This window comes from Mesorhizobium sp. WSM3626, assembly GCF_000513935.1.
Taxonomy (GTDB): Bacteria; Pseudomonadota; Alphaproteobacteria; order Rhizobiales; family Rhizobiaceae; genus Mesorhizobium; species Mesorhizobium salmacidum.
In genome coordinates this window covers 44,651-65,723 of record NZ_AZUY01000023.1, presented here as the reverse complement: position 1 = coordinate 65,723, position 21,073 = coordinate 44,651, and the positions used below count along the sequence as shown (strand labels likewise).

The window sequence follows — 21,073 nt, the reverse complement described above, 5'->3', positions numbered from 1 at the left end:
TGGTAGCACTAGCATTCCTAATTTTACAGGGGGAGCTAATTTAATCGACTGTTAACCAAGTGTTTGCCCTCACTTGGAGAAGTACAATGAACGCACATACGATACCCGAATTGCGCTATGCGATGAGCCGCGAGGCCATTATCGGTCACGAAACCGCCTGGAAAGTGTCGCGCTTCGGCGTTGCGCAGTATCTGCATGGCTATGATCCGGCACTGCTTGCCGCGATCGAGGAAGCCGCCCTGAAGCTCAAGGCCAGTCATGCCGTGCACAAGCACCTCGACCTGACCTTCATCACCGGCGCCGACCGTTTCATCCCCGAAATCAAGGAGTTGCTGAACGACAAGTTGCGCCTGGAGCGGCTCTCCGACATGATGGGCACGAAGCTGGAGCCCTATCCGCTGTCGATCGTCGGTTCGACCGTCACCTTCATGAACCCCAGGGATGGCGCCGTCGAATGGCATTGCGACGGCGTTCCGGTCACCGAGCTCATTCCGCTGTCGATCAGCGATCCGCTGGTCGGCGGCCAGCTCGAAATCTATTGCGACGATTCCGAGACCGGCCGCGCCATTCTCGAATCCGGCCGCGAGATTCCGCGCAACCGCATCATGCGCATCGATCACAAGATGAACTACGCCACGCTCGGGCAGTTCCTCGGCGTCCTGCATCGCACTGCGCCGATCCAGTTCGGCGAGCGCGTCACCTTGGTGCTCAACCAGCGCTCTGTGGCCAAGCCCTATGTCGACGATAACAGGATGTTCTATCTTGCCGCCGACAACGATCACGACCGCGAGTGGGTCAACGAACTGGCCGAAGACGTGTGGACCAACCAGCTGCCGGCCTATCGCCGGTTCGAAGCGGAACATCCGACGCCGGCCCCCGCCGAAGCGCCGGTTCCGGGCGGAGCCAGGGAATCATGGTAACGACCCATGACCCCGAAAAGTGGAAACCGGTTTTCGGACAGGATCATGGTCGACCACAGGGATAGCCCTTGCCGGTTCTTTCGGCATCGACCGGGCTCGGTATCCGTGCTGGTCTTCGCCACCGGCGCGGTGGCGTTGTGGTCGACAAATGCCCTGGTCGGCAAATCTCTGCTGGCCAGTCACCCGGTGTCGCAAGTGCAATTCCTGCAATTTGTAGGGGCCGCCCTGGTGTTCGCGGTCATCCGGTTGATGAGCCGCGAGAAAGCCGCGGCAGTCACGGCGAGCACTGCGCTGGCGCCGCTCGCGGTTGGCTTTATCGGTCTGGTCGGCACCATGGTGCTGCAATATATCTCCTTTGCCTTGATGCCGGTGATAGAAGCCAATCTCATGGCCTACACTTGGCCCTTGATGGTTGCCGCGGCAGTGATCGCCTTCGACAATCCCCGGCGTCCGGTTTTGCTGGGCCTTGCCGCGGCCCTTGGGTTCATCGGCGTCGCGCTGGTGATTTCGGGAGGACGTGACCGCACCTGGTTCCAGGGTGATCTCGCCGGCTATCTGGCCGCATTCGGATCTGCGCTGTGCATGGCTTTCTATTCGGTGATGGTGGGACGGCTCGCCAATTCGCCGGACCGCTTGTTGTTGCCCTCGTCGCTGGTTGGCGTCGCGTTGACACTCATCTGGTCCGCTCGCGAAGGCATCGCCTGGCCCACCGGGATGGATCTGGCCCTCGGGCTCTATCTCGGCGCCGGGCCAATGGGGCTGGGTTATTACTTCTGGTCGCACGCCTTGAAGCTCGGAGGCAGCGGCAAGGTCGCTGTCGTCGCCTATCTCACGCCGATTGCCTCGACGCTGCTGCTGACCTTGTCCGGTGAACGGCTGACGACGACCGCCATTGCCGGAGCCGTCCTCGTGATCGGCAGTTGTGTCGCGGTCGGCCTGGAGCGTACGGAGGCGCAAGACTATGTTTGACGACAATGAACGTCTCGCCAGGCAGGAAGCGCACTGGCTCATCAAGGAATTCGGCGCGGAGGCACCACTTTATGCCGCGATGAAGGCTGAAAAGGCGATTGAGCAGAAGGATTTCGGGCGTTGTGCCCGCTGGAAGCGTATTCTTGAGATATTGGCGGATGGCCGGACAACCAAGTCTGTCGCTTCGAAGTATTAGATTTTCTAATTTGCGCGACGTCGATTTCCCATAAAGGTAGTTGATGCCAAGTCTTGATTCGTTTTGGGACTTGGCGGTCCGTCGGGGGACACGGTTAAAGAGATACATCGACAAAAGTCTTCAGTGGGGTAGATGACTTTGTCACAAATAAGGTGAAAGAATTGTCAAATATCGAGGATAAGACCGTTATCGAGCTAACCGCCGATATTGTCTCGGCCTATGTAGGCAACAATCCGCTTCCGGCTTCTGGCCTGCCTGACCTGATTGCCAGCGTCAGCGCCTCGGTCCGAAAGCTGGCTGGCGCGGCCGTCGTGGAAAGCCCGAGCCTGGTTCCGGCTGTAAATCCGAAAAAGTCGGTGTTTCCCGACTACATCATCTGCCTGGAGGACGGCAAGAAGTTCAAGTCGCTCAAGCGACACCTCAGGACAGACTACGGTTTGAGCCCGGACGACTATCGGGCCAAATGGGGTTTGCCGCCGGATTATCCGATGGTCGCCCCGAATTACTCGGCGACCCGGTCGGCGCTGGCGAAATCGACGGGACTTGGCCGCAAGCCGGCCGCTGCGCCGGCAGTCGTGGCCAAGGCGACAAAGCGTGGCAAGGCCACTGCCTGAGGCCTTGCTGGCCGGGATGGCAGGTCACTGATCGGCTGCTCTGGCGGCGCATTATGTGCGCCGTTTCCAGGCCTTGTGCGGCCAACTGGCCCGCAAGGTCTTGCGAAGCGTTGATGTCCAGTGCAAAAGCGCGGCCATGCTTATCATCAATGACCTCTCGCTCCGCATGGCGGGGCGCTTGCTTCTCGACCACGCCTCGCTCACCTTGCCGGCCGGCACCAAGGCCGGTCTTGTCGGCCGCAACGGCACCGGCAAGACGACGCTGTTCAAGGCTATAACAGGCGATTTTCCCTCCGAGACCGGCTCGATCAGCCTGCCGAAGAATACGCGCATCGGCCAGGTGGCGCAGGAAGCACCTGGCACCGAGGACCCGCTGATAGAGATCGTGCTCAAGGCCGACCTTGAGCGCACGGCGTTGCTCGAAGAAGAAAAGACCGCCACCGATCCACACCGTATTGCCGACATCCATATGCGGCTTGCCGATATCGACGCCCATTCGGCCGAGTCGCGCGCGGCCACCATCCTCGCCGGCCTCGGCTTCGACGACGCCGCGCAGCGCCGTCCGGCCTCTTCCTTCTCCGGAGGCTGGCGTATGCGCGTGGCGTTGGCCGCCGTGCTGTTTTCCGAGCCGGATCTCCTGCTGCTCGACGAGCCGACCAACTATCTCGACCTCGAAGGCACGCTTTGGCTTGAGAACTACGTTTCAAAGTATCCGCACACCGTGCTTCTGATTTCGCACGACCGCGATCTACTCAACCGTGCCGTCAATTCGATCGTTCACCTCGACCAGAAGAAGCTGACGTTCTGGCGCGGCGGCTACGACCAGTTCGAGCGCCAGTACACCGAGCAGAAGGAATTGCAGGAAAAGGGCCGGGTCAAGCAGGAAGCCGCCCGCAAGCACATGGAATCCTTCGTCGAGCGTTTTCGCGCAAAGGCCTCCAAGGCAAGACAGGCGCAGTCGCGCATCAAGGCGCTGGAAAAAATGAAGCCGATCTCGGCCATCGTCAACGACACGGTGCGGCCGTTCTCTTTCCCCGAACCTGTGAAGACGGTGGCCTCGCCGATCGTTGCGCTGAACAACGTCAATGTCGGCTATACCGAGGGCCAGCCGATCCTGAAGAAGATGACGCTGCGCATCGACGCCGACGACCGCATCGCGCTGCTTGGCGCCAATGGCAATGGCAAGTCGACGTTCGCCAAGCTGCTGTCGGGCCGTCTGAAGCAGGAGACCGGCACCATGACGGTGGCGCCCGGGCTGAAGGTGGCGATCTTTGCCCAGCATCAGCTTGACGATCTGCGCCCTGAGCAAAACGCCTATGAGCATGTCCGCCGGATGATGCCGGAGGCGCCGGAATCGAAAGTGCGCGGCCGTGTGGCCCAATTCGGCCTCACGACCGAGAAGATGAACACGCCCGCCAAGGACCTGTCCGGTGGCGAGAAGGCGCGGCTGTTGATGGGGCTGTCCGCCTTCGAGGGGCCAAACCTGTTCATCCTCGACGAGCCGACCAACCATCTCGACATCGACAGCCGCGAATCGCTGATCCATGCGCTCAACGAATTTCCCGGCGCCGTCATCCTGATCTCGCACGACCGCCATTTGCTCGAGGCGACCGCCGACCGGCTGTGGCTGGTGAAGGACGGCGCGGTCAATCCGTATGACGGCGACCTGGAGGACTACAAGACGCTGGTCACCGGCATCTCCGGCGACCGTCGCGGCAAGCGCGAGGCCGACAAGGCGTCAAAAGCCGACCGCCGCCGCGATGCGGCCGCGCGCCGCGCCGCCTTCGAACCGTTGGCCAAGGAAATCCGCGCCACCGAGGCGCTGATGGACCGCATCCGCAGGCGCATCGACGGCATCGAGGACGAACTCGCCAACCCGGCGGTCTACGAAAAGGATCCGTCGACGGCGACAAGGCTCGCCAAGGAACGCTCGCAGCTTGCGCAGACGCTTGCCGGCCACGAAGAAAAATGGCTGACCATGTCGGCCGAATATGAGGAAGGCACGGCGGAGTAGGGCGCTCGCCACTCCTCCTGCGGGGAGATTGCGCCGCACTTTGGCGTCAGGGATGTGGCCTTGTGGTCAACTGCATTCCCAGGGCATTCATCACGGCAATCGTGGTTTTCAATGTCGGGTTGCCATCGCCGCTGAAGGATCGATAGAGCTGTTCGCGCGACAGCCCTGTCTGCTTGGCGATCTGTGTCATGCCTTTGGCGCGAGCCACCACGCCGAGCGCATGCGCGATATACCCGCTGTCTTCGGTCTCGAACGCTTCTGTCATGAAGATGGCAATGGCCTCATCGGAATTGAGGTCCTCGGCGGGGTCGTACGTACTCAATTTTTCAGGCATGTCATTCACTCCAATCGCCCGCAAGGCGTTTTGCCGTTTTTATGTCCTTCGTTTGACAGCCTTTATCTCCACCGCACAGCAACATCAGCACCGTATTGCCGTGTTTGCGGTAGTAGATGCGGTAGCCTGGACCATAGTGGATGCGCAATTCACTGATTCCGTCCCCGACGGATTCGGCATCTCCCGCATGACCGAAAGTAAGGCGATCCAGGCGCGATGCGATCAATGCGCGTGCACGTTCATCTTTGAGTTTCACTTCGCCCTTTGCGAAAAGTCTCCGTCTGTTTCAGCTCGAACATCGCTGTATTGTAGTTTTTGAACTACGATCCGTCAAGGCTCTTTGCTAGCATTCATCTGGCCCTACACCTCACCCTCCAAAGCCGCTAAACAGGGACCATGAACCAGCACGCGAACCTCCGCATCGGCCATTCGGCCTGTCCGCATGATTGTCCGTCGACCTGCGCGCTCGAGGTCGAACTGCTCGATGGCAACCGCATCGGGCGTGTCCATGGCGCCAAGGCCAACAGCTATACGTCGGGCGTCGTCTGCGCCAAGGTCGCGCGCTATGCCGACCGCATCCATCATCCCGACCGTCTGCTGAAGCCACTGGTGCGCAAGGGTGCCAAGGGAGAGGGGGTCTGGCAGGAATCAAGCTGGGAGGCCGCACTCGACCTCGTCGCCGAAAAGTTCATCTCGGCCGAGGAGAAGTATGGCTCGGAGACGGTCTGGCCTTACTATTACGCAGGCACGATGGGGCTGGTGCAGCGCGACGGCATCGACCGGCTGCGGCATGCGAAAAAGTACTCGGGCTTCTTCGGCTCGATCTGCACCAATCTCGCATGGACCGGCTGGATGATGGGGGCAGGCGCCTTGCGCGGACCGGACCCGCGCGAGATGGCCAAATCCGATTGCGTCGTGATCTGGGGCACCAATGCGGTGGTGACGCAAGTCAATGTCATGACCCACGCCATCAAGGCGCGCAAGGAACGTGGCGCGAAAATCGTCGTCGTCGACGTCTATGAAAACGCGACCATGAAACAGGCCGATATGGGCTTGGTCCTGAAGCCCGGCACCGATGGCGCGCTGGCTTGCGCTGTCATGCATGTCCTGTTCAGGGAAGGCTTGGCCGACCGCGCCTATCTCGAAAAATACACCGACGATCCGAAAGGACTGGAAGCGCACCTGAAGACGCGCTCGCCGGAATGGGCCTCTGCCATAACTGGCCTTGGCGTTGCCGAGATCGAGGCCTTCGCGCGATTGGTCGGCACGACCAGGAAAACATATTTCCGTCTCGGCTACGGCTTTGCGCGCCAGCGCAACGGCGCCGTCAACATGCATGCGGCGTCCTGCATCGCCGCCGTCACCGGCGCCTGGCAGTATGAGGGCGGCGGCGCCTTCCATTCCAATTCCGGCATCTTCAAACTCAACCAGGATGTGCTCGAAGGCACGAGGATGCGCGATCCCTCGATCCGCTATCTCGACCATTCGCGTATCGGCCCGGTGCTGACCGGCGCCAGCGACGCGCTTTATGGCGGACCGCCGGTGACGGCGATGCTGATCCAGAACACCAATCCGGTGAATGTCGCGCCCGAGCAGCGGCTGGTGAAACAGGGTTTCCTGCGCGACGATTTGTTCACCTGCGTGCATGAGCAGTTCATGACCGACACTGCCAAGCTGGCCGACGTCGTGCTGCCGGCGACGATGTTCGTCGAGCACGACGACATCTACAAGGGCGGCGGCAACCAGCACATCACGCTCGGCCCCAAGCTGATCGAGCCACCGGAAGGGCCGCGCACCAACCATTTCGTCATCGAGCAACTGGCCGAGCGCCTCGGTGTCGCCGACAGGCCGGGCTTCGGCCTCACCGAACAGCAGCATATCGACATCATTCTTGGCAAGCGCGGGCTGGGCAGTTTCGACTCCTTGAAGGACGAGAAGTGGATCGACCTGCAGCCGGATTTCGACACGGCGCATTTCATCCGGGGTTTTGGTCACGCAGACGGAAAATTCCGCTTCCGCGCCGACTGGACCGGGCAGGCGGCTCCCAACCGGCCGCCGAAGAGCATGGGCTTGTTCGGCCCGGTGGCGCGATTGCCCGAATTTTCCGATCATGTCGACCTGATCGAGGTGACCGACGAAGCGCATCCGTTCCGGCTGGCGACCTCGCCGGCGCGCAACTTCCTCAACTCGACCTTTTCCGAAACACCGGTGTCGAAGGCCAAGGAGGGCCGCCCGGAGCTCCTGCTGCATCCCGACGATGCGGCGGCTCTCGATCTTGCCGACGGCGACCGTGTCGAGATCGGCAACATGCGCGGCGAGGTGGTGCTGCACGCCAAATTGTTCGACGGTATCAAGCGCGGTGTCGTGATCGCCGAAGGCATCTGGCCGAACAGCGCGCATGAGCGCGGCGAGGGCATCAACGTGCTGACGGGAGCCGATGCGCCCGCCCCCTACGGGGGCGCTGCCTTCCACGACAACAAGGTGTGGCTGCGCAGGGCGGAAGACCTGGGCGCCTAGCGCTGCTGATTTCCCGTCCCGATTCCACCTCTGGCCCAAGCACCAGCGGTCGCGAACGCCAACTCCCGTCTCTATAGAGGCAGTCGTCCGTCGCAAATGGGAGATTGTCGATGGCCGGCGCGATTTCGCTTCTGGGAATACCGCATGACGAGAATTCGTCCTATCTTCAGGGGGCTGCTAAGGCGCCACCGCTCATCAGGCGCGAACTCATCAGCGATGCCTACTCCTCATGGAGCGAGACCGGCCTCGACCTGACCGGCCGTTTCGTCGATCATGGCGACATCGACTTCGCCCAACCGGGCGACCCCTGGCAGCGGATCGAAAGCGAAGTCGACCGCGCGCTGGACGCAGGCCATCCCCTGATCAGCCTGGGCGGCGATCACGCCATCTCCTGGCCGGTGCTGCGTGCGGTGCGCCGTCGCCATCCAAGCCTGACGATCGTTCACATCGATGCCCACCCCGACATCTATCATGCCTACGGTGACAATCCGCGTTCGCACACATCGCCTTTCGCACGGATCATGGAGGAGCGGCTTGCCGACCGCCTGATCCAGATCGGCTTGCGCACCGTGAACGACCATCACCGCGATCAGTTCAAGCGCTTTGGCGTAGAGGTCGTGGAGGCCGCGCATTTCAGCGAAGGCCTGTCGCTTGATCTCAAGACGCCCGTCTATATCTCGATGGATCTCGACGGGCTCGATCCTGCTTTTGCGCCCGGCGTCTCTCATCGTGAGCCTGGCGGGCTGTCGACACGGCAAGTCATCAACCTAATTCAAGGCATCAACCAGTCGATCGTTGCTGCTGATATCGTTGAATACAATCCGAGCCAGGACCTCTCCAATGTGACGGCGCTTGTCGCCGCCAAACTGACGAAGGAGATCGCCGGCATGATGCTCAGGACATCATCAGCGGCGGATTGACAGCGCGGCCGAATTTCACACCGGCAGGGTCTCAGTCGCCTTTTTCCTGTTTTGCCGCTGGCGGATGTCGTCGGCGACCGCCTGGGCTTCGATACCGATTTCGCGCAGCAGCCCGGTGACCGCGTTGTGAAAGCCGACCAGATAGAGGCCGAGATCCGAAGCGCGGGCATTGACGCCGCTAGGCCCCGGCTCGATGCCGGGTTCGAGGAACCTGGCATAGCCCGGCCGATAGCCGGTGGCGAAGAGGATGGCGTCGAATTCGCTGTTCCTGCCGTCCGCAAAACAGGCACCGCGTTCCGAGATTTCAGCGATGTCGGGCGCCACCTTGATCGCGCCCTCGCGGATCTTGCCGATGGTGCCGACATCGATCACTGGAATGCGCGATGCAAGCGCGATCTGCTGCAGCAGTCCCTGCTTCGGCCGTCTGAGCCCAAACTTCTCAAGCCTGCCCAGTACCAGATCGAGGATGACGGGGAACAGGGCGTCGTTGATGCGCTGCGGCCCGAGCCGCGTCGCCATGCCGACCATCTGGATCGGCACGCCGAACAGTTCACGCGGCACGATGTGAACGCCGCCACGCACCGAGATCGTCGGTCGGGCGCCGGCTTCCGCCAGATCGAGCGCAATCTCCGCACCGGTGTTGCCCATGCCGACGACCAGCACCGATTGGCCGGCAAAAGGCGTGGCGTTGCGGTAGTCGGCGCTGTGCAGCGTCTTGCCCTTGAAGGTGTCGATGCCGGCAAATTTGGGCAGCAAGGGCTCGGCATTGTAGCCGGACGCGATCACCACATGCGAAGCGCGTAAGGCGCCGGACGTCGATTCCACCCGCCAACCGCGGCCCTCCCGGGCGATCGCCCGCACCGTCTCTCCGAAGCGGGGCTCGAGGTCGAAACGCTTTGCATAGGCTTCGAGATACTCGACCACGAGATGGCGCGGCACATAGCGCGGATAGTCCTTGGGGAAGGGGACGAAAGACAGCGAGGAGTAACGCTTGGTCGTATGCAGATGCACGCGGTCGTAGTGACGCCGCCAGGCTGGCGCTGTCTGCTGCTCCTTTTCGAGCATGACGAAATGCAGCCCGGCTTGCCGCAGACACGCAGCAACCGCCAGGCCCGCCGGTCCGGCACCGATGATCGCGACTTTCGTGGTTTCGTCCATGCGCGCCTCCACCGCCAATTCGCGATCCAGAATGTCAGAAACGTGGCAGGGGTGCCACCGGCTCATCCAGGCAAGGGCACCGTCAACCCGACCTTGACTCGGTCCATGGCGACGAAGGTGCGGAACTTCCGCACATTGTTGCTGCCGAAGAACAGTTTTCGCGTCAGCGCCTCGTAGGCGCCCATGTCGGCCACGGTGATGATGAGGATGAAGTCGCTTTCGCCGGTGACATAATAGCATTGCTGCACTTGCGGCTCCGCCGAGAATTGCCGCTTGGCCGCATCGATCAGTTCGGTGCGTTCGCTTTCCAGCTCGACCTCGACGAAGATGGTGATGGGCTGACCGAGGGCCGCCGGCTCCACAATGGCGACATTGCCGGCGATGACACCGGTCTGCTCCATGCGCTTGATGCGGCGCTGCACCGCCGGTGCCGACAGGTTCACCGCCTCGCCGATCAGCCGCTGGGGCGTCGTGTTGTCCCGCTGCAAAATGGTAAGGATAGCAAGATCGAAGCTGTCGAGTGAACCTGGCGGCTGAGGCACTGGCGTATCCTGACGAAAGAAACTTGCATTCTAGGTGCCGAATTACAGCGCCTTTTGCGCATCTCCTGCAATATCTTCTCTCAGACGACGCCGAGGAGAGACCGTCAATGTTCCTGCCCAATCGAAACGCCTTGCATGGCCGATCGCTGGACGCGGCCGATGCCGAAATCCTCGGCATTGCCGGGGCGGACACGGTCGAGCGTTTCCTTGTCCGCCGCGACAATCATCTGACGACGCCGCTGCACGCGCTGCCGGCGCTGGCTGGCGAACTCGGTCTCGCTGCCTTGCATGTCAAGGATGAGGGCTTTCGTCTCGGCCTCGGCAGCTTCAAGGCGTTGGGCGGCGCCTATGCGGTCTTCCGCCTGGTCCTGGAAGAGGCCAGCAAGCGGCTCGGCCGCTCCGTCGATGTCGGCGATCTCGATCGGCCCGAAGTCCGGTCGGTTGCAGCGACCATGACGGTTGCATGCGCCACCGACGGCAATCATGGCCGCTCCGTCGCGCAAGGCGCCGAGCTCGTCGGTGCCAAGGCGGTGATCTTTGTCCATGCCGGCGTCAGCGACGAGCGCGTCGCGGCCATCGCCCGCTATGGGGCCGAGATGATCCGCGTCGACGGCAACTACGACGATTCGATCAGGCAGGCGGCGCGCATCGCCGCGGAGAAAGGCTGGACGGTGGTTTCCGATACCTCATAGCCGGGCTACGAACGCATTCCAGGCCTTGTCATGCAGGGTTACACGGCGATCGTGCGCGAGGCGCTGCACCAGCTCTCCGAACCGCCGACCCATGTCTTCGTGCAGGCCGGCGTCGGGGGCATCGCGGCCGCGATCGCCGGCCATCTCGCCATCGTGCTCGGCGAAACCAGACCGGTTTTCACGGTGGTCGAACCCGCCCGTGCCGCCTGCGTCTTCGGCGCCGCCAAGGGCGGACATCCGGTCAAGATCGCGCACGGCGAGGCGACGGTCATGGCGATGCTCGAATGCTACGAGGCGTCGCCGGTCGCCTGGCGGGTGCTGGCACGCGCCGCCGATGCCTTCATGACCGTCGACGAGGATGACGCCATCGCGGTCATGCGTCGGCTGGCACGGCCGGCCGGCAACGATCCGGCCATCGTCGCCGGTGAAAGCGGCGGGGTCGGTCTTGCCGGGCTGATCCGGGCGATGGCCGGTCACAGGACCGAGCTTGGCCTCGACGCCACTTCGCGCGTGCTGGTCGTCAACACCGAAGGCGCAACCGATCCCCGCCGCTATGCCGAACTCGTCGGCATGAATCCGGAGGATGTGCTTGCCGGCAAGGTGCTTTCTCAAGCAAAGCCATGACCTCGATTGACGCACAAAGACTGCTTGGCCGCATCCGCGACGCGCAGATGATGGCGCGCCTTGCGCCCGCGGCGATGATTTTCGTGCCGAGCGCCGGCGGCATCAGCCACAATCCGCGCGAACATACCGCCCATGCCGAGCTTGTCGCCGGCGCCAACATCCTGCTTGATGTCGTCACCCGCCTTGCGGATCAGGAGATATCAGACAATGGCTGAAATCGATCGCGATGCGCTGAAGCTGGAGATGACCGGATGGCGGCGCGATCTGCACGCGCATCCCGAATTCGGCTTCGAGGAGAAGCGCACGGCAGCCTTCGTCGCGGCCAAGCTGCGCGAATTCGGCCTGGACGATGTCGCCGAGGGTGTCGGCGGCACCGGCGTCGTCGGCACTTTGAAGCGTGGCAGCGGCAACCGTGCCATCGCGCTGCGGGCCGACATGGATGCGCTGCGCATATCGGAGCAATCGACCGCGCCCCACCGCTCCGGCAATCCCGGTCTCATGCATGCCTGCGGCCATGACGGCCACACGGCGATGCTGCTGGGTGCGGCCAAGCTTCTGGCTGGCGAGGGTGGTTTCGACGGCACGGTGCGCTTCATCTTCCAGCCGGCGGAGGAATGGGGAAAAGGCGCGTTGGCGATGCTCGATGATGGCCTGATGCAGCGCTTTCCCTTCGACGAGATATTCGGCCTGCACAACATGCCGGGCCTGCCCGTCGGGCATTTCGAAACCCGCGCCGGCCCGGTCATGTCGGCCGAAGATATTTTCGAGATCGTCCTCAGGGGGTTAGGCGGCCACGCTGCTCGGCCGCATTCCGGTCAGGAAACGCTGGTTGCCGCCTGTGCGCTGGTCACCAACCTGCAGACCATCGTCTCGCGACGGCTGAGCCCAGCCGACATTTCCGTGGTTTCGGTGACCGAATTGATCACCGACGGCACCCGCAACGCGCTGCCGGGCCTTGCCCGCATCCTTGGCGACGCGCGCAGTTTCCGCCCCGAGGTCAGCGCCGCGATCGAACGCCAGATGCGCATTGTCGCCGAAGGTATCGCTGCCGCCTACAATGTCACCGCCGAGGTCAACTATACCAGGGAATTCGTGCCTTTGCACAACGATGCCGAACTGGTCGACGCGGCCTTCGCCGCCGCCGGACACGTGTTCGAGCCCGGCAATATCGCGGTCGCCCGCGAGCCGATGACGGCGTCGGAGGATTTCGCCCGCTTCCTCGACCACGTGCCGGGCTGCTTCGTCTTCGTCGGCAATGGCGAGGTCTCGGCACCGCTTCACAACTCCAGCTACGACTTCAACGATGACGGGCTGTTGTTCGGTGTCAATTTCCATGTCGCCATCGCCAGGCAGCGGCTTGGGACTTGAACCCTCATGGGCTTTTCGCGGCATTTTACGGGGGGAAAACGCCCGGGAACGGTTGAAATCCCTGATCTCGCATGACGCAACGGCAAGACTCAGCTAGCCTCCCTGGCGCGGCGGACCTGATATCCGCCTGGCCGGCGCTATCAGATTACCTCCCAAGCGGCGCCGGCCTTCTTCCCTGCGCTAAATTAGCTTTCGTTAATTTAGAATGCTCGCGCTTGGCGGGCCACGAACTGCCAAGTTCCGCCTTGATCGCCTCGAGGAATGCATCGCGGCAATGCGTTGAGGGCGATGCCGTAATCGCCTGGCGCAGGGCACCATTCACTGGCCAGCAATGCCATTGTTCACGACAGGAATTGCGAGGTCTTGGTCCGCTCCAGGCGCCTTTGTCGGCGGCAGTTTGTTGTCGCAAGCCGAGAGAGCCGATCCCACCAGCGCGAGGATCAGTACCAGCTTTTTCATCGCTACTTCCTCCACCCCCAAAACGACGCGGTGTCGGTTTGGTTGCTCGATTGCGCCGAGGGAACAAAATCCCCTGCCTCAGGTTGACCCAGCGAAGGAGGACCGCCGCATGATCCGTTTGCTCCTGGTTGGCACGCTGGCCTTTGTCACTTACCGTCTCGCCCGCAAGATGATCGATGAGGTACCCGACAGTGTCGATCCTCTCTTGCTGCCGGCGCCCGCAAACGACCGCGAGGCGCTGCGCCGGCAATCGGCGTCGATGGGCGTTGACCCGAAACGCTGACCTTCTTTTTCCGCCGAATTGGCGGCGCTGCTTCTCTGTTGCGAACAAAGCGGAAACGATGCTTGATGGGCGATGAACCTCGCCGCCCATGATTCGACCTTTTTGGACTCGACTGTCCAGCCGGCTTACCTCGCCCGGCTAAACGACGCCCAACGCCAGGCCGTCGAACACGGCGACGGCAAGATTGCAGGCCCGCTGCTGGTCATCGCCGGCGCCGGCTCCGGCAAGACCAACACCTTGGCGCACCGCGTCGCCCATCTGATCGTCAAGGGAGCCGACCCGCGCCGCATCCTGCTGATGACGTTTTCGCGGCGCGCCGCATCCGAAATGGCCAGGCGCGTCGAGCGCATCGCCGGCGAGGTGCTAGGCCGCGATGCTGCCGTGATCACGGATGCGCTGACCTGGGCCGGCACTTTTCATGGCATCGGTGCGCGGCTGCTGCGCGACTATGCACTGGAGATCGGCCTCGATCCGGCCTTCACCATCCATGATCGCGAGGATTCCGCCGATCTGATGAATCTCGTACGCCACGAACTCGGCTTCTCCAGGACGGAAGCGCGCTTTCCGACCAAAGGCACCTGCCTTGCCATCTATTCGCGCGCCGTCAACGCGCAGGTGCCGGTCGGTGAGGTGCTGGGATCTGCTTTCCCCTGGTGCGCCGGCTGGGCCGAGCAGCTCAAGCAGCTGTTTGCCGGCTATGTCGAGGCAAAACAGGCGCAGAACGTGCTCGATTACGACGATCTGCTGCTCTACTGGGCGCAGATGACCGCCGAGCCTGAGATCGCCACGCATCTCGGCGGGCGCTTCGACCATGTGTTGGTCGACGAATACCAGGATACCAATCGGCTGCAGGCGTCGATTCTGCTTGCGCTGAAACCCGACGGCGCCGGGCTGACGGTGGTCGGTGACGACGCGCAGTCGATCTATTCGTTCCGCGCTGCCGAAGTGCGCAACATCCTCGACTTCCCCAGGCAGTTCGCCCAGACCGCCGATGTGGTGATGCTGGAGCGCAATTACCGCTCGACCGAGACCATACTGGCGGCCGCCAATGCGGTCATCGGCGAAGCTTCGGAGCGCTTCACCAAGAACCTGTGGTCGGAACGCAAATCCGCCGACAAGCCAAGACTTGTGACCGTGCGTGACGAGGTCGAGCAGGCCAATTTCGTCTGCGACACCATCCTGGCGGAGCGCGAGGCTGGCACCGCGCTAAAGTCGCAGGCGGTGCTGTTTCGTGCCTCGCACCACAGCGGACCGCTGGAGATCGAACTTACGCGGCGCAACATTCCCTTCGTCAAGTTCGGTGGCCTGAAATTCCTCGATGCAGCCCACGTCAAGGACGTGCTGGCGGTGCTGCGCTTCGCCGAAAACCCGCGCGACCGTGTCGCCGGTTTTCGCGTGCTGCAGCTTTTGCCGGGCATAGGCCCTTCCGCCGCCGCGCAAATCGTCGAAGCGATGACGTCGGCGTTGGACGAGGCGATGGGCCTGGCCGGCTGGCGTCCGCCGCAGCGCGCCGCCGACGATTGGCCGGGTTTTGTCTCGCTTTATTCCGGCTTGCGAGCTGGCGCCAAATGGCCAGCCGACCTCGAACAGATCAGGCTGTGGTACGAACCGCATCTGGAACGCATCCACGAGGATGCGATCACGCGCCGCGCCGACCTGCTGCAGCTCGAGCAGATCGGCTCGGGCTATGCCTCGCGCGAACGCTTCCTGACCGAGCTGACGCTCGATCCGCCGGACGCGACCAGCGATCAGGCCGGGCCGCCGCATCGCGACGAGGACTATCTGATCCTGTCCACCATCCACTCGGCCAAGGGCCAGGAGTGGAAGAACGTCTTCGTGCTCAACACGGTCGATGGCTGCATTCCGGCCGATCTCGGCGTCGGCACCAAGGAGGACATCGAGGAAGAGCGCCGGCTGCTCTACGTGGCGATGACACGAGCCAAGGACAGCCTTAACCTGGTCATGCCGCAGCGTTTCTTTCCGCACGGCCAGGCGGCGCGCGGCGACCGCCATCTCTATGCATCGCGCACCCGTTTCATCCCGGCCTCCATTCTTGCCGCCTTCCAGCAGCTTTCGTGGCCGGCCGCGCAAGCGGCGCAGGGCAGGGCACCCCGGCCGGAGGTACGCGTCGACATCGGCGCCCGCATGCGCGGGATGTGGAAATAGCAGGAGCCGATGGCGCAGCCGCCGATCAGGATCGCCATATCAGGCGCGCTCGGCCGCATGGGACGCCAGATGGCGAATGCGGTGCGGGCCGATGCGCGCCTGGCGCTTGCCGCCCGCTTTCACCGCCCGGGCAGTGTCGGTGATGGGCTGGTGAGCCGCGACGAGGCGCTTGCCGTGGCCGATGTGGTCATCGACTTCACCACGCCGGCCGCCTCCGCCGATCTGGCCAGCTTCTGTGCGGAGCGCGGTGGACCAGCGCTGGTAATTGGCTCGACGGGTTTCGATGCCGCCGAACTGGCCACCATCGCCGCCGCCGCGAAAACCGTCGCAATTGTGCGGTCCGGAAGCTTCTCGCTCGGGCTCAACATGTTGGTCGGATTAGTCGGACGGGCAGCGCTGGCACTTGGCCCGCAAGACTGGGATGCCGAGATTTTCGAGGCGCATCATCGCCAAAAGGTCGACGCGCCATCGGGCACGGCGCTGATGCTGGGGCAAGCCGTTGCCGGCGGACGCGGCGTCGAACTGGAGGCGGTTGCCAGGCGCGTCCGCGATGGCGTCACCGGCGCGAGGCCCGCGGGCGAGATCGGCTTCGCGGTGGCGCGCGGCGGCAGCATCATCGGTGAGCACAGCGTCAGCTTCTGCGCCGAGGGCGAAACCGTCACCGTGTCGCATGCGGCTAGCGACCGCATCATGTTCGCGCGTGGCGCCATCGCCGCGGCACTCTGGGTGGCGGGCCGCGCTCCCGGCGAGTACGACATGCGCGACGTGTTGGGTTTTGGCGCATCGTAACCGGCAAATCCTGGCTGTTTTCATTCCCCGGTTGCTAAAATGGCTGAAAGCCAGCTGAAAGCTTGGGCATGCAATTGATTCATTGCGGCGTTCGCCGCGTGACCGGAGCGGGAGTGGCCGGCAGGAGGAATGCGGCGCAGCCTGGATGGCGCGCCGCCCAGATGGAGGAAGTTACATGACCGGTTTGATCTCGAAGTGCATCTTGCGTTCGGCGGCGCTGACGCTTGCCATTGTCGGCATGGGCGCGACCGCGGCGTCCGCCGCGGACAAGATCACCATCATCGTCGGCGGCATGGAAAAGCAGATTTACCTGCCGGCCGTGCTCACCCAGCAGCTCGGCTACTTCAAGGATGAGGGGCTCGACGTCGAACTGATCAACTCGCGGGCCGGCGTCGAGGCCGAGAATGAATTGCTGGCCGGCGCCGTGCAGGGCGTTGTCGGCTTTTACGACCACACTGTCGACCTGCAGTCAAAGGGCAAATACATCCAGTCGATCGTCCAGTTCAGCCAGGCCCCTGGCGAGGTCGAACTGGTCTCCGCCAAGCACCCGGAGATCAAGTCGCCGGCCGACTTCAAGGGTGCCACGCTGGGCGTCACCGGGCTGGGGTCGTCGACCGATTTCCTGACCCAGTATCTTGCCGTCCGCAGCGGCCTGAAGCCGGGTGATTACACGCTGCTGCCGGTCGGCGCCGGCAATACCTTCATCGCCGCCGTCAAGCAGGACCAAATTCAGGCCGGCATGACCACGGAGCCGACCATCGCGAAATTGCTCAAGACCGGCGAGGCCAGTGTCCTGGTCGACATGCGCACGCCCGAAAAGACCAAGGAAGCGCTGGGCGGCGACTATCCTGCGGCATCCTTCTACGTCCAGTCTTCCTGGGTCGAAGGCCACAAGGACGAAGCACAGAAGCTCGCCAATGCCTTCGTCAAGACGATGAAGTTCATCGCCGGCCATTCGGCCGAGGAGATCGCCGACAAGATGCCGAAGGACTATTACGCCGGCAACAAGGACCTCTATATCCAGGGGCTCGCCGGCGGCAAGGCGATGTTCACGCCCGACGGACGCATGCCGGCCGATGGCCCGGAGACGGTGCTGAAAGTTCTGTCGACCTTCTCCAAGAGCCTGCAGGGCAAGCAGATCGACCTGTCGAAAACCTTCACGACGGAATTCGTCGACGCCGCCAAGTAGGCAGGCAGGCGAGGCGGGTTACCCGGTTCGCTCTTGAGGAACAACAAGTTGCGCCGCTGGCCTGAATCGATTTGGCAGCGGCGCGCCTACCGATGTCGAGAGATGGCGGGCCCACAAGTTTTGGCCGCAGGCATTCTCGCATCATTGCCACAGGAGTATGCCATGCAAGTGCAAACGATGGCGGCCGAGAAGTTGTCTCAGGCCGCGCCGCCGGCCGATGCCGCGATCGCCATCGATGATGTGACGCTACGCTTCGTCACGCCCGACGGCCATATGATGACGGCGATCCGCGACTTCACCATGACGGTGGCGCGTGGCGAATTCGCCTGCGTCGTCGGGCCGACCGGCTGCGGCAAGTCGACGACGCTCAACCTCGTCACCGGCCTGCTGCGGCCGACCACAGGTCATGTCCGCGTCATGGGCAAACCGGTCACCGATATCAGCCGCGACATCGGTTTCGTCTTCCAGGCAGATGCGCTTTTTCCCTGGCGAAGCGTCATCGACAATGTCGCCGCCGGTCCGCTTTATCGCGGGATCCCCAAGGCGCAGGCCTATGATCGGGCCCGCGACTGGATCGCCCGCGTCGGCCTCGGCCGCTTCGAAAAACATTATCCGCACCAGCTTTCGGGCGGCATGCGCAAGCGCGTCGCCCTTGCCCAGACCTTCATCAACCAGCCGAAGATTCTGCTTATGGACGAGCCGTTCAGTGCACTCGACATGCAGACGCGCACGGCCATGCAGGACGAATTGCTCGGCCTGTGGTCGGAACAGAAATCCTCCGTCGTCTTCGTCACCCACGATCTGGAGGAGGCGGTGGCGCTGGCCGACAAGGTCTATGTGCTCACCGCCGGGCCGGGAACGGTCAAGAGCGTCTACCGCATCGACCTGCCGCGTCCGCGTGTCATGGCCGACATCCGTTACGACCCGAAATTCGTCGAGATCGCCAAGGTGATCTGGAACGACCTGCGCGAAGAAGTGCAGCTCGGCCAGAGCCGCACCTTGCAGAGCGGGCATTGAGAGGAGACACCAACATGACCGCTATCTCTCCCACCGCTTCCCATGCCGCCGTCCGCGATGCCTCCATTGCCGTTGCCGAGGCTCGGGCGAGGGCCCGGCTGCGCCGCCGCCATGCTTTGGTCATCGGCCTGCGCCTGGCTATCCTCGTTGCGTTCCTTGGCCTGTGGGAACTCGGCGCCGACTATAACATCATCGACCCGTTCTTCTTCGCCAGCCCCTCCGGCATCTGGGAACAGATCTGGTCCTGGATCACCGAGGGCACCTCGCAGGGACCGCTCTGGCTGCAGATCTATGTGACGCTGGAGGAAACCTTCCTCGGCTTCGCCATCGGCGCACTGGGCGGCATCGCCGCCGGCATCATTCTCGGCCGCAACCGGCTGCTGGCCGATGTCTTTTCGATCTACATCAAGATCGCCAATTCCGTGCCGCGCGTCGTGCTCGGCTCTGTCTTCATCATCGCGCTCGGCCTCGGCATGGCCTCGAAAGTGGCGCTCGCCGTGGTGATGGTGTTCTTCGTCGTTTTCGCCAACGCCTTCCAGGGGGTTCGCGAGGCCGACAGGGCGATGATCGCCAACGCCCAGATCCTCGGCGCCTCGCCGTTCCAGATCACCCGCACCGTCATTATCCCGTCGGCGATGAGCTGGATCCTGGCCAGCCTGCATGTCAGTTTCGGCTTTGCCCTGGTCGGCGCCGTGGTCGGCGAATTCCTCGGCGCCAAGCAAGGCATGGGCCTGCTGATCTCGACCGCGCAGGGCGCCTTCAACGCCAATGGCGTCTTCGCCGCCATGATCATCCTGGCGGTTATGGCGCTGGTGGTGGAATTCATCATCACCCGCTTCGAGAACTATGTCGTCAAGTGGCGGCCTGCGCCGTTCAACGAGCAGGGCACCTGATTTTGTTCCGAGGACAGTCCGAGCCCGCGCTGGGCGCGGGTCGGGTCATGCCAGGGGCAACCTGACCTCGACCAACAGACCGCCGGCCGCGCCATCCCCGAGGGTGACGCGGCCGCCGGCATTCTCGACAACCTCGCGCACGATGGCGAGGCCCAGGCCGCTGCCTTCCTCGGTCGAACCGGCGATGCGATAAAAGCGCTCGAACACGTGATCCCGCTCTTCGGCCGGGATGCCGGGCCCGTCATCGGCTACCGTCAACACGGCTTCGCTATCGATGGCGGCCAGCTTCACCGTCACGCTGCCGCCTGCCGTCGAGTAACGCAGCGCGTTGTCGACAAGATTGACGATCATCTCGCGCAGCATGGTGCCGTCGCCAATGACTGCAACCGGCCCTGTTTCCTCCAGCCCGAGATCGATCTTGCGGGCGATCGCCGCGGGCGCCTGCGTTTCCAGTACATGGCGGGCGGCTTCTGTCAGGTCGATGCGATCGGCGCGTGGCCGCCGGCTGCCAGGCTCGGCACGCGACAGGGTGAGCAATTGTTCGGCCAGCCGTGCCAGCTTGCCGGAGCTGGCCTGCAGCGCCACCAGCGCTTCCTGGCGCGCATCGGTGGCGGTTTCGCGTAGCGCATAGCTTGCCTGCGTCGATAGCAGCGCCAGCGGCGTGCGCAATTGATGTGCGGCATTGGCGATGAAACGGCGCTGCGCTCCCATCTGCGCGCGCACCCGTTCCATGTAGGCGTTGAGCGCCTCTATCAGAGGCCGGATTTCGCTCTGCGCGCCCGGCACGTCAACCGGATCGAGGTCGCTTCGGCTTGGCAAACGCACCGCGTCGCGCAGGCTTATCAATGGCGCCAGGCCGCGGCGCAGGCCAAGCAGCACGAACACGCCGGCGATTGCCACCAGCGCCAGCTGCTGGACGAAGGCGCTGAACCACAGCCGCTTCACCATCGCATCATGCCCGGAGAGCGTTATGCCCACGGTGACCGTTATGGGGGAATCGCCGCCGGCGCCGATCACCGCGTGGCTGAGCGTCAAGAGCCGCAACATATGGTCGCGATAGCTCGCCTCGACGCTCGCATGCCGCGGCGCTTGCGGCAAATCGGGGTAACCGGTCAGCAACCGTCCTCCGGCGGTCTCGACGCGATAGTAGACGCTGTCGCGATCGCCGGTATCGAACATCTCGATCGCCGCCGGCGGGATGGTGGCATCGAGTACGCCATCGGCCATGGCGACCTGCTCGGCGATAGCGCGGGCCGAGCCGACCAGCATGCGGTCGGTGACCAGATCGGCGGTCGCCAGAGCGTTGCGCTGGCTGGTCCACAGATTGATGGTCGCAAGCCCGGCCAGGGGGAGCACGACCCAGGCCAGCAATTGCAGGCGCAGGCTGTTAGTCTTCATAGCGCCAAATC

General features: G+C 63.2%; 20 protein-coding genes and 2 pseudogenes. 16 read left to right on the top strand and 6 right to left on the bottom strand.

What is annotated here, in order from left to right; genetic code table 11:
* Positions 1-86: 86 nt before the first annotated feature.
* The 5 genes from M653_RS1000000137345 (at position 87) to M653_RS0117475 (ending at position 4,713) form a co-directional block, all read left to right on the top strand.
* The gene (locus tag M653_RS1000000137345) at positions 87-920 is read left to right on the top strand and encodes a hypothetical protein (protein ID WP_027144510.1); all 834 of its coding nucleotides are present in this window, start codon (positions 87-89) and stop codon (positions 918-920) included.
* 45 nt (positions 921-965) lie between these two features.
* Entirely contained in the window at positions 966-1,889 is a 924-nt protein-coding gene (locus M653_RS0117490; protein WP_027144509.1) for a DMT family transporter, read from the top strand.
* A complete protein-coding gene (locus M653_RS0117485) occupies positions 1,882-2,085 on the top strand; it encodes a hypothetical protein (RefSeq protein ID WP_027144508.1) in 204 nt (67 codons plus the stop codon). Before M653_RS0117490 ends, M653_RS0117485 begins: the two co-directional genes overlap by 8 nt.
* Before the next feature lie 161 nt (positions 2,086-2,246).
* A complete protein-coding gene (locus M653_RS0117480) occupies positions 2,247-2,699 on the top strand; it encodes a MucR family transcriptional regulator (RefSeq protein ID WP_084636740.1) in 453 nt (150 codons plus the stop codon).
* A gap of 136 nt (positions 2,700-2,835) precedes the next feature.
* Positions 2,836-4,713, top strand: coding sequence for an ABC-F family ATP-binding cassette domain-containing protein (locus M653_RS0117475; RefSeq protein ID WP_027144506.1), 1,878 nt, complete (start codon positions 2,836-2,838; stop codon positions 4,711-4,713).
* Between the two features lie 46 nt (positions 4,714-4,759).
* Here M653_RS0117475 and M653_RS0117470 read toward each other — a convergent pair whose 3' ends face one another.
* Both M653_RS0117470 and M653_RS1000000135720 read right to left on the bottom strand, forming a co-directional pair.
* Positions 4,760-5,047: an addiction module antidote protein gene (locus M653_RS0117470; protein WP_027144505.1), complete on the bottom strand. Its 288-nt coding sequence runs from the start codon at positions 5,045-5,047 to the stop codon at positions 4,760-4,762.
* A gap of 1 nt (position 5,048) precedes the next feature.
* Positions 5,049-5,303: a type II toxin-antitoxin system RelE/ParE family toxin gene (locus tag M653_RS1000000135720; RefSeq protein WP_198028798.1), complete on the bottom strand. Its 255-nt coding sequence runs from the start codon at positions 5,301-5,303 to the stop codon at positions 5,049-5,051.
* Positions 5,304-5,443: 140 nt separating this feature from the next.
* Here M653_RS1000000135720 and M653_RS0117465 point away from each other — a divergent pair, with 140 nt between their 5' ends.
* Positions 5,444-7,564 carry a molybdopterin oxidoreductase family protein gene (locus tag M653_RS0117465; RefSeq protein ID WP_027144504.1) on the top strand — a complete coding sequence of 707 codons (2,121 nt, stop codon included), beginning with the start codon at positions 5,444-5,446 and terminating at the stop codon, positions 7,562-7,564.
* 110 nt (positions 7,565-7,674) lie between these two features.
* Positions 7,675-8,484: an agmatinase gene (gene speB / locus M653_RS0117460; protein ID WP_027144503.1), complete on the top strand. Its 810-nt coding sequence runs from the start codon at positions 7,675-7,677 to the stop codon at positions 8,482-8,484.
* Positions 8,485-8,499: 15 nt separating this feature from the next.
* On the opposite strand, the gene M653_RS0117455 is transcribed toward speB, so the two are convergent.
* A complete protein-coding gene (locus M653_RS0117455) occupies positions 8,500-9,642 on the bottom strand; it encodes an NAD(P)/FAD-dependent oxidoreductase (RefSeq protein ID WP_032935445.1) in 1,143 nt (380 codons plus the stop codon).
* A gap of 62 nt (positions 9,643-9,704) precedes the next feature.
* Positions 9,705-10,184 carry an Lrp/AsnC family transcriptional regulator gene (locus M653_RS0117450; protein WP_027144501.1) on the bottom strand — a complete coding sequence of 160 codons (480 nt, stop codon included), beginning with the start codon at positions 10,182-10,184 and terminating at the stop codon, positions 9,705-9,707.
* A 107-nt stretch (positions 10,185-10,291) separates the two neighbouring features.
* Here M653_RS0117450 and M653_RS1000000134505 point away from each other — a divergent pair.
* The 3 genes and pseudogenes from M653_RS1000000134505 (at position 10,292) to M653_RS0117435 (ending at position 12,868) form a co-directional block, all read left to right on the top strand.
* Positions 10,292-11,500: pseudogene (locus M653_RS1000000134505) on the top strand (diaminopropionate ammonia-lyase).
* A 38-nt stretch (positions 11,501-11,538) separates the two neighbouring features.
* Positions 11,539-11,715 (top strand): annotated as a pseudogene (locus M653_RS0117440) (Zn-dependent hydrolase); the annotation flags it as partial.
* Positions 11,708-12,868: a M20 aminoacylase family protein gene (locus M653_RS0117435; RefSeq protein WP_027144499.1), complete on the top strand. Its 1,161-nt coding sequence runs from the start codon at positions 11,708-11,710 to the stop codon at positions 12,866-12,868. The pseudogene M653_RS0117440 and the gene M653_RS0117435, both read left to right, overlap by 8 nt.
* 318 nt (positions 12,869-13,186) lie before the next feature.
* Here M653_RS0117435 and M653_RS1000000137340 read toward each other — a convergent pair whose 3' ends face one another.
* A complete protein-coding gene (locus M653_RS1000000137340) occupies positions 13,187-13,327 on the bottom strand; it encodes a hypothetical protein (protein WP_198028797.1) in 141 nt (46 codons plus the stop codon).
* Between the two features lie 109 nt (positions 13,328-13,436).
* Here M653_RS1000000137340 and M653_RS1000000137335 point away from each other — a divergent pair, with 109 nt between their 5' ends.
* From M653_RS1000000137335 to M653_RS0117400, 6 genes are all read left to right on the top strand, one after another.
* Positions 13,437-13,610 (top strand): hypothetical protein, encoded by a 174-nt coding sequence (locus M653_RS1000000137335; RefSeq protein WP_015318449.1) that lies wholly within the window; start codon positions 13,437-13,439, stop codon positions 13,608-13,610.
* A gap of 72 nt (positions 13,611-13,682) precedes the next feature.
* Positions 13,683-15,776, top strand: a complete 2,094-nt coding sequence (locus M653_RS0117420) for an ATP-dependent helicase (RefSeq protein WP_032935443.1) — start codon at positions 13,683-13,685, stop codon at positions 15,774-15,776.
* Between the two features lie 9 nt (positions 15,777-15,785).
* On the top strand, positions 15,786-16,565 hold the full coding sequence (gene dapB / locus M653_RS0117415; protein ID WP_027144497.1) for a 4-hydroxy-tetrahydrodipicolinate reductase: 780 nt from the start codon (positions 15,786-15,788) through the stop codon (positions 16,563-16,565).
* Positions 16,566-16,803: 238 nt separating this feature from the next.
* Positions 16,804-17,754: an ABC transporter substrate-binding protein gene (locus tag M653_RS0117410; protein WP_245262196.1), complete on the top strand. Its 951-nt coding sequence runs from the start codon at positions 16,804-16,806 to the stop codon at positions 17,752-17,754.
* A 162-nt stretch (positions 17,755-17,916) separates the two neighbouring features.
* Positions 17,917-18,771: an ABC transporter ATP-binding protein gene (locus tag M653_RS0117405; protein WP_015318445.1), complete on the top strand. Its 855-nt coding sequence runs from the start codon at positions 17,917-17,919 to the stop codon at positions 18,769-18,771.
* A 14-nt stretch (positions 18,772-18,785) separates the two neighbouring features.
* A complete protein-coding gene (locus tag M653_RS0117400; RefSeq protein ID WP_015318444.1) occupies positions 18,786-19,664 on the top strand; it encodes an ABC transporter permease in 879 nt (292 codons plus the stop codon).
* 45 nt (positions 19,665-19,709) lie between these two features.
* On the opposite strand, the gene M653_RS0117395 is transcribed toward M653_RS0117400, so the two are convergent.
* On the bottom strand, positions 19,710-21,062 hold the full coding sequence (locus M653_RS0117395; RefSeq protein WP_027144494.1) for a sensor histidine kinase: 1,353 nt from the start codon (positions 21,060-21,062) through the stop codon (positions 19,710-19,712).
* Positions 21,063-21,073: the final 11 nt, after the last annotated feature.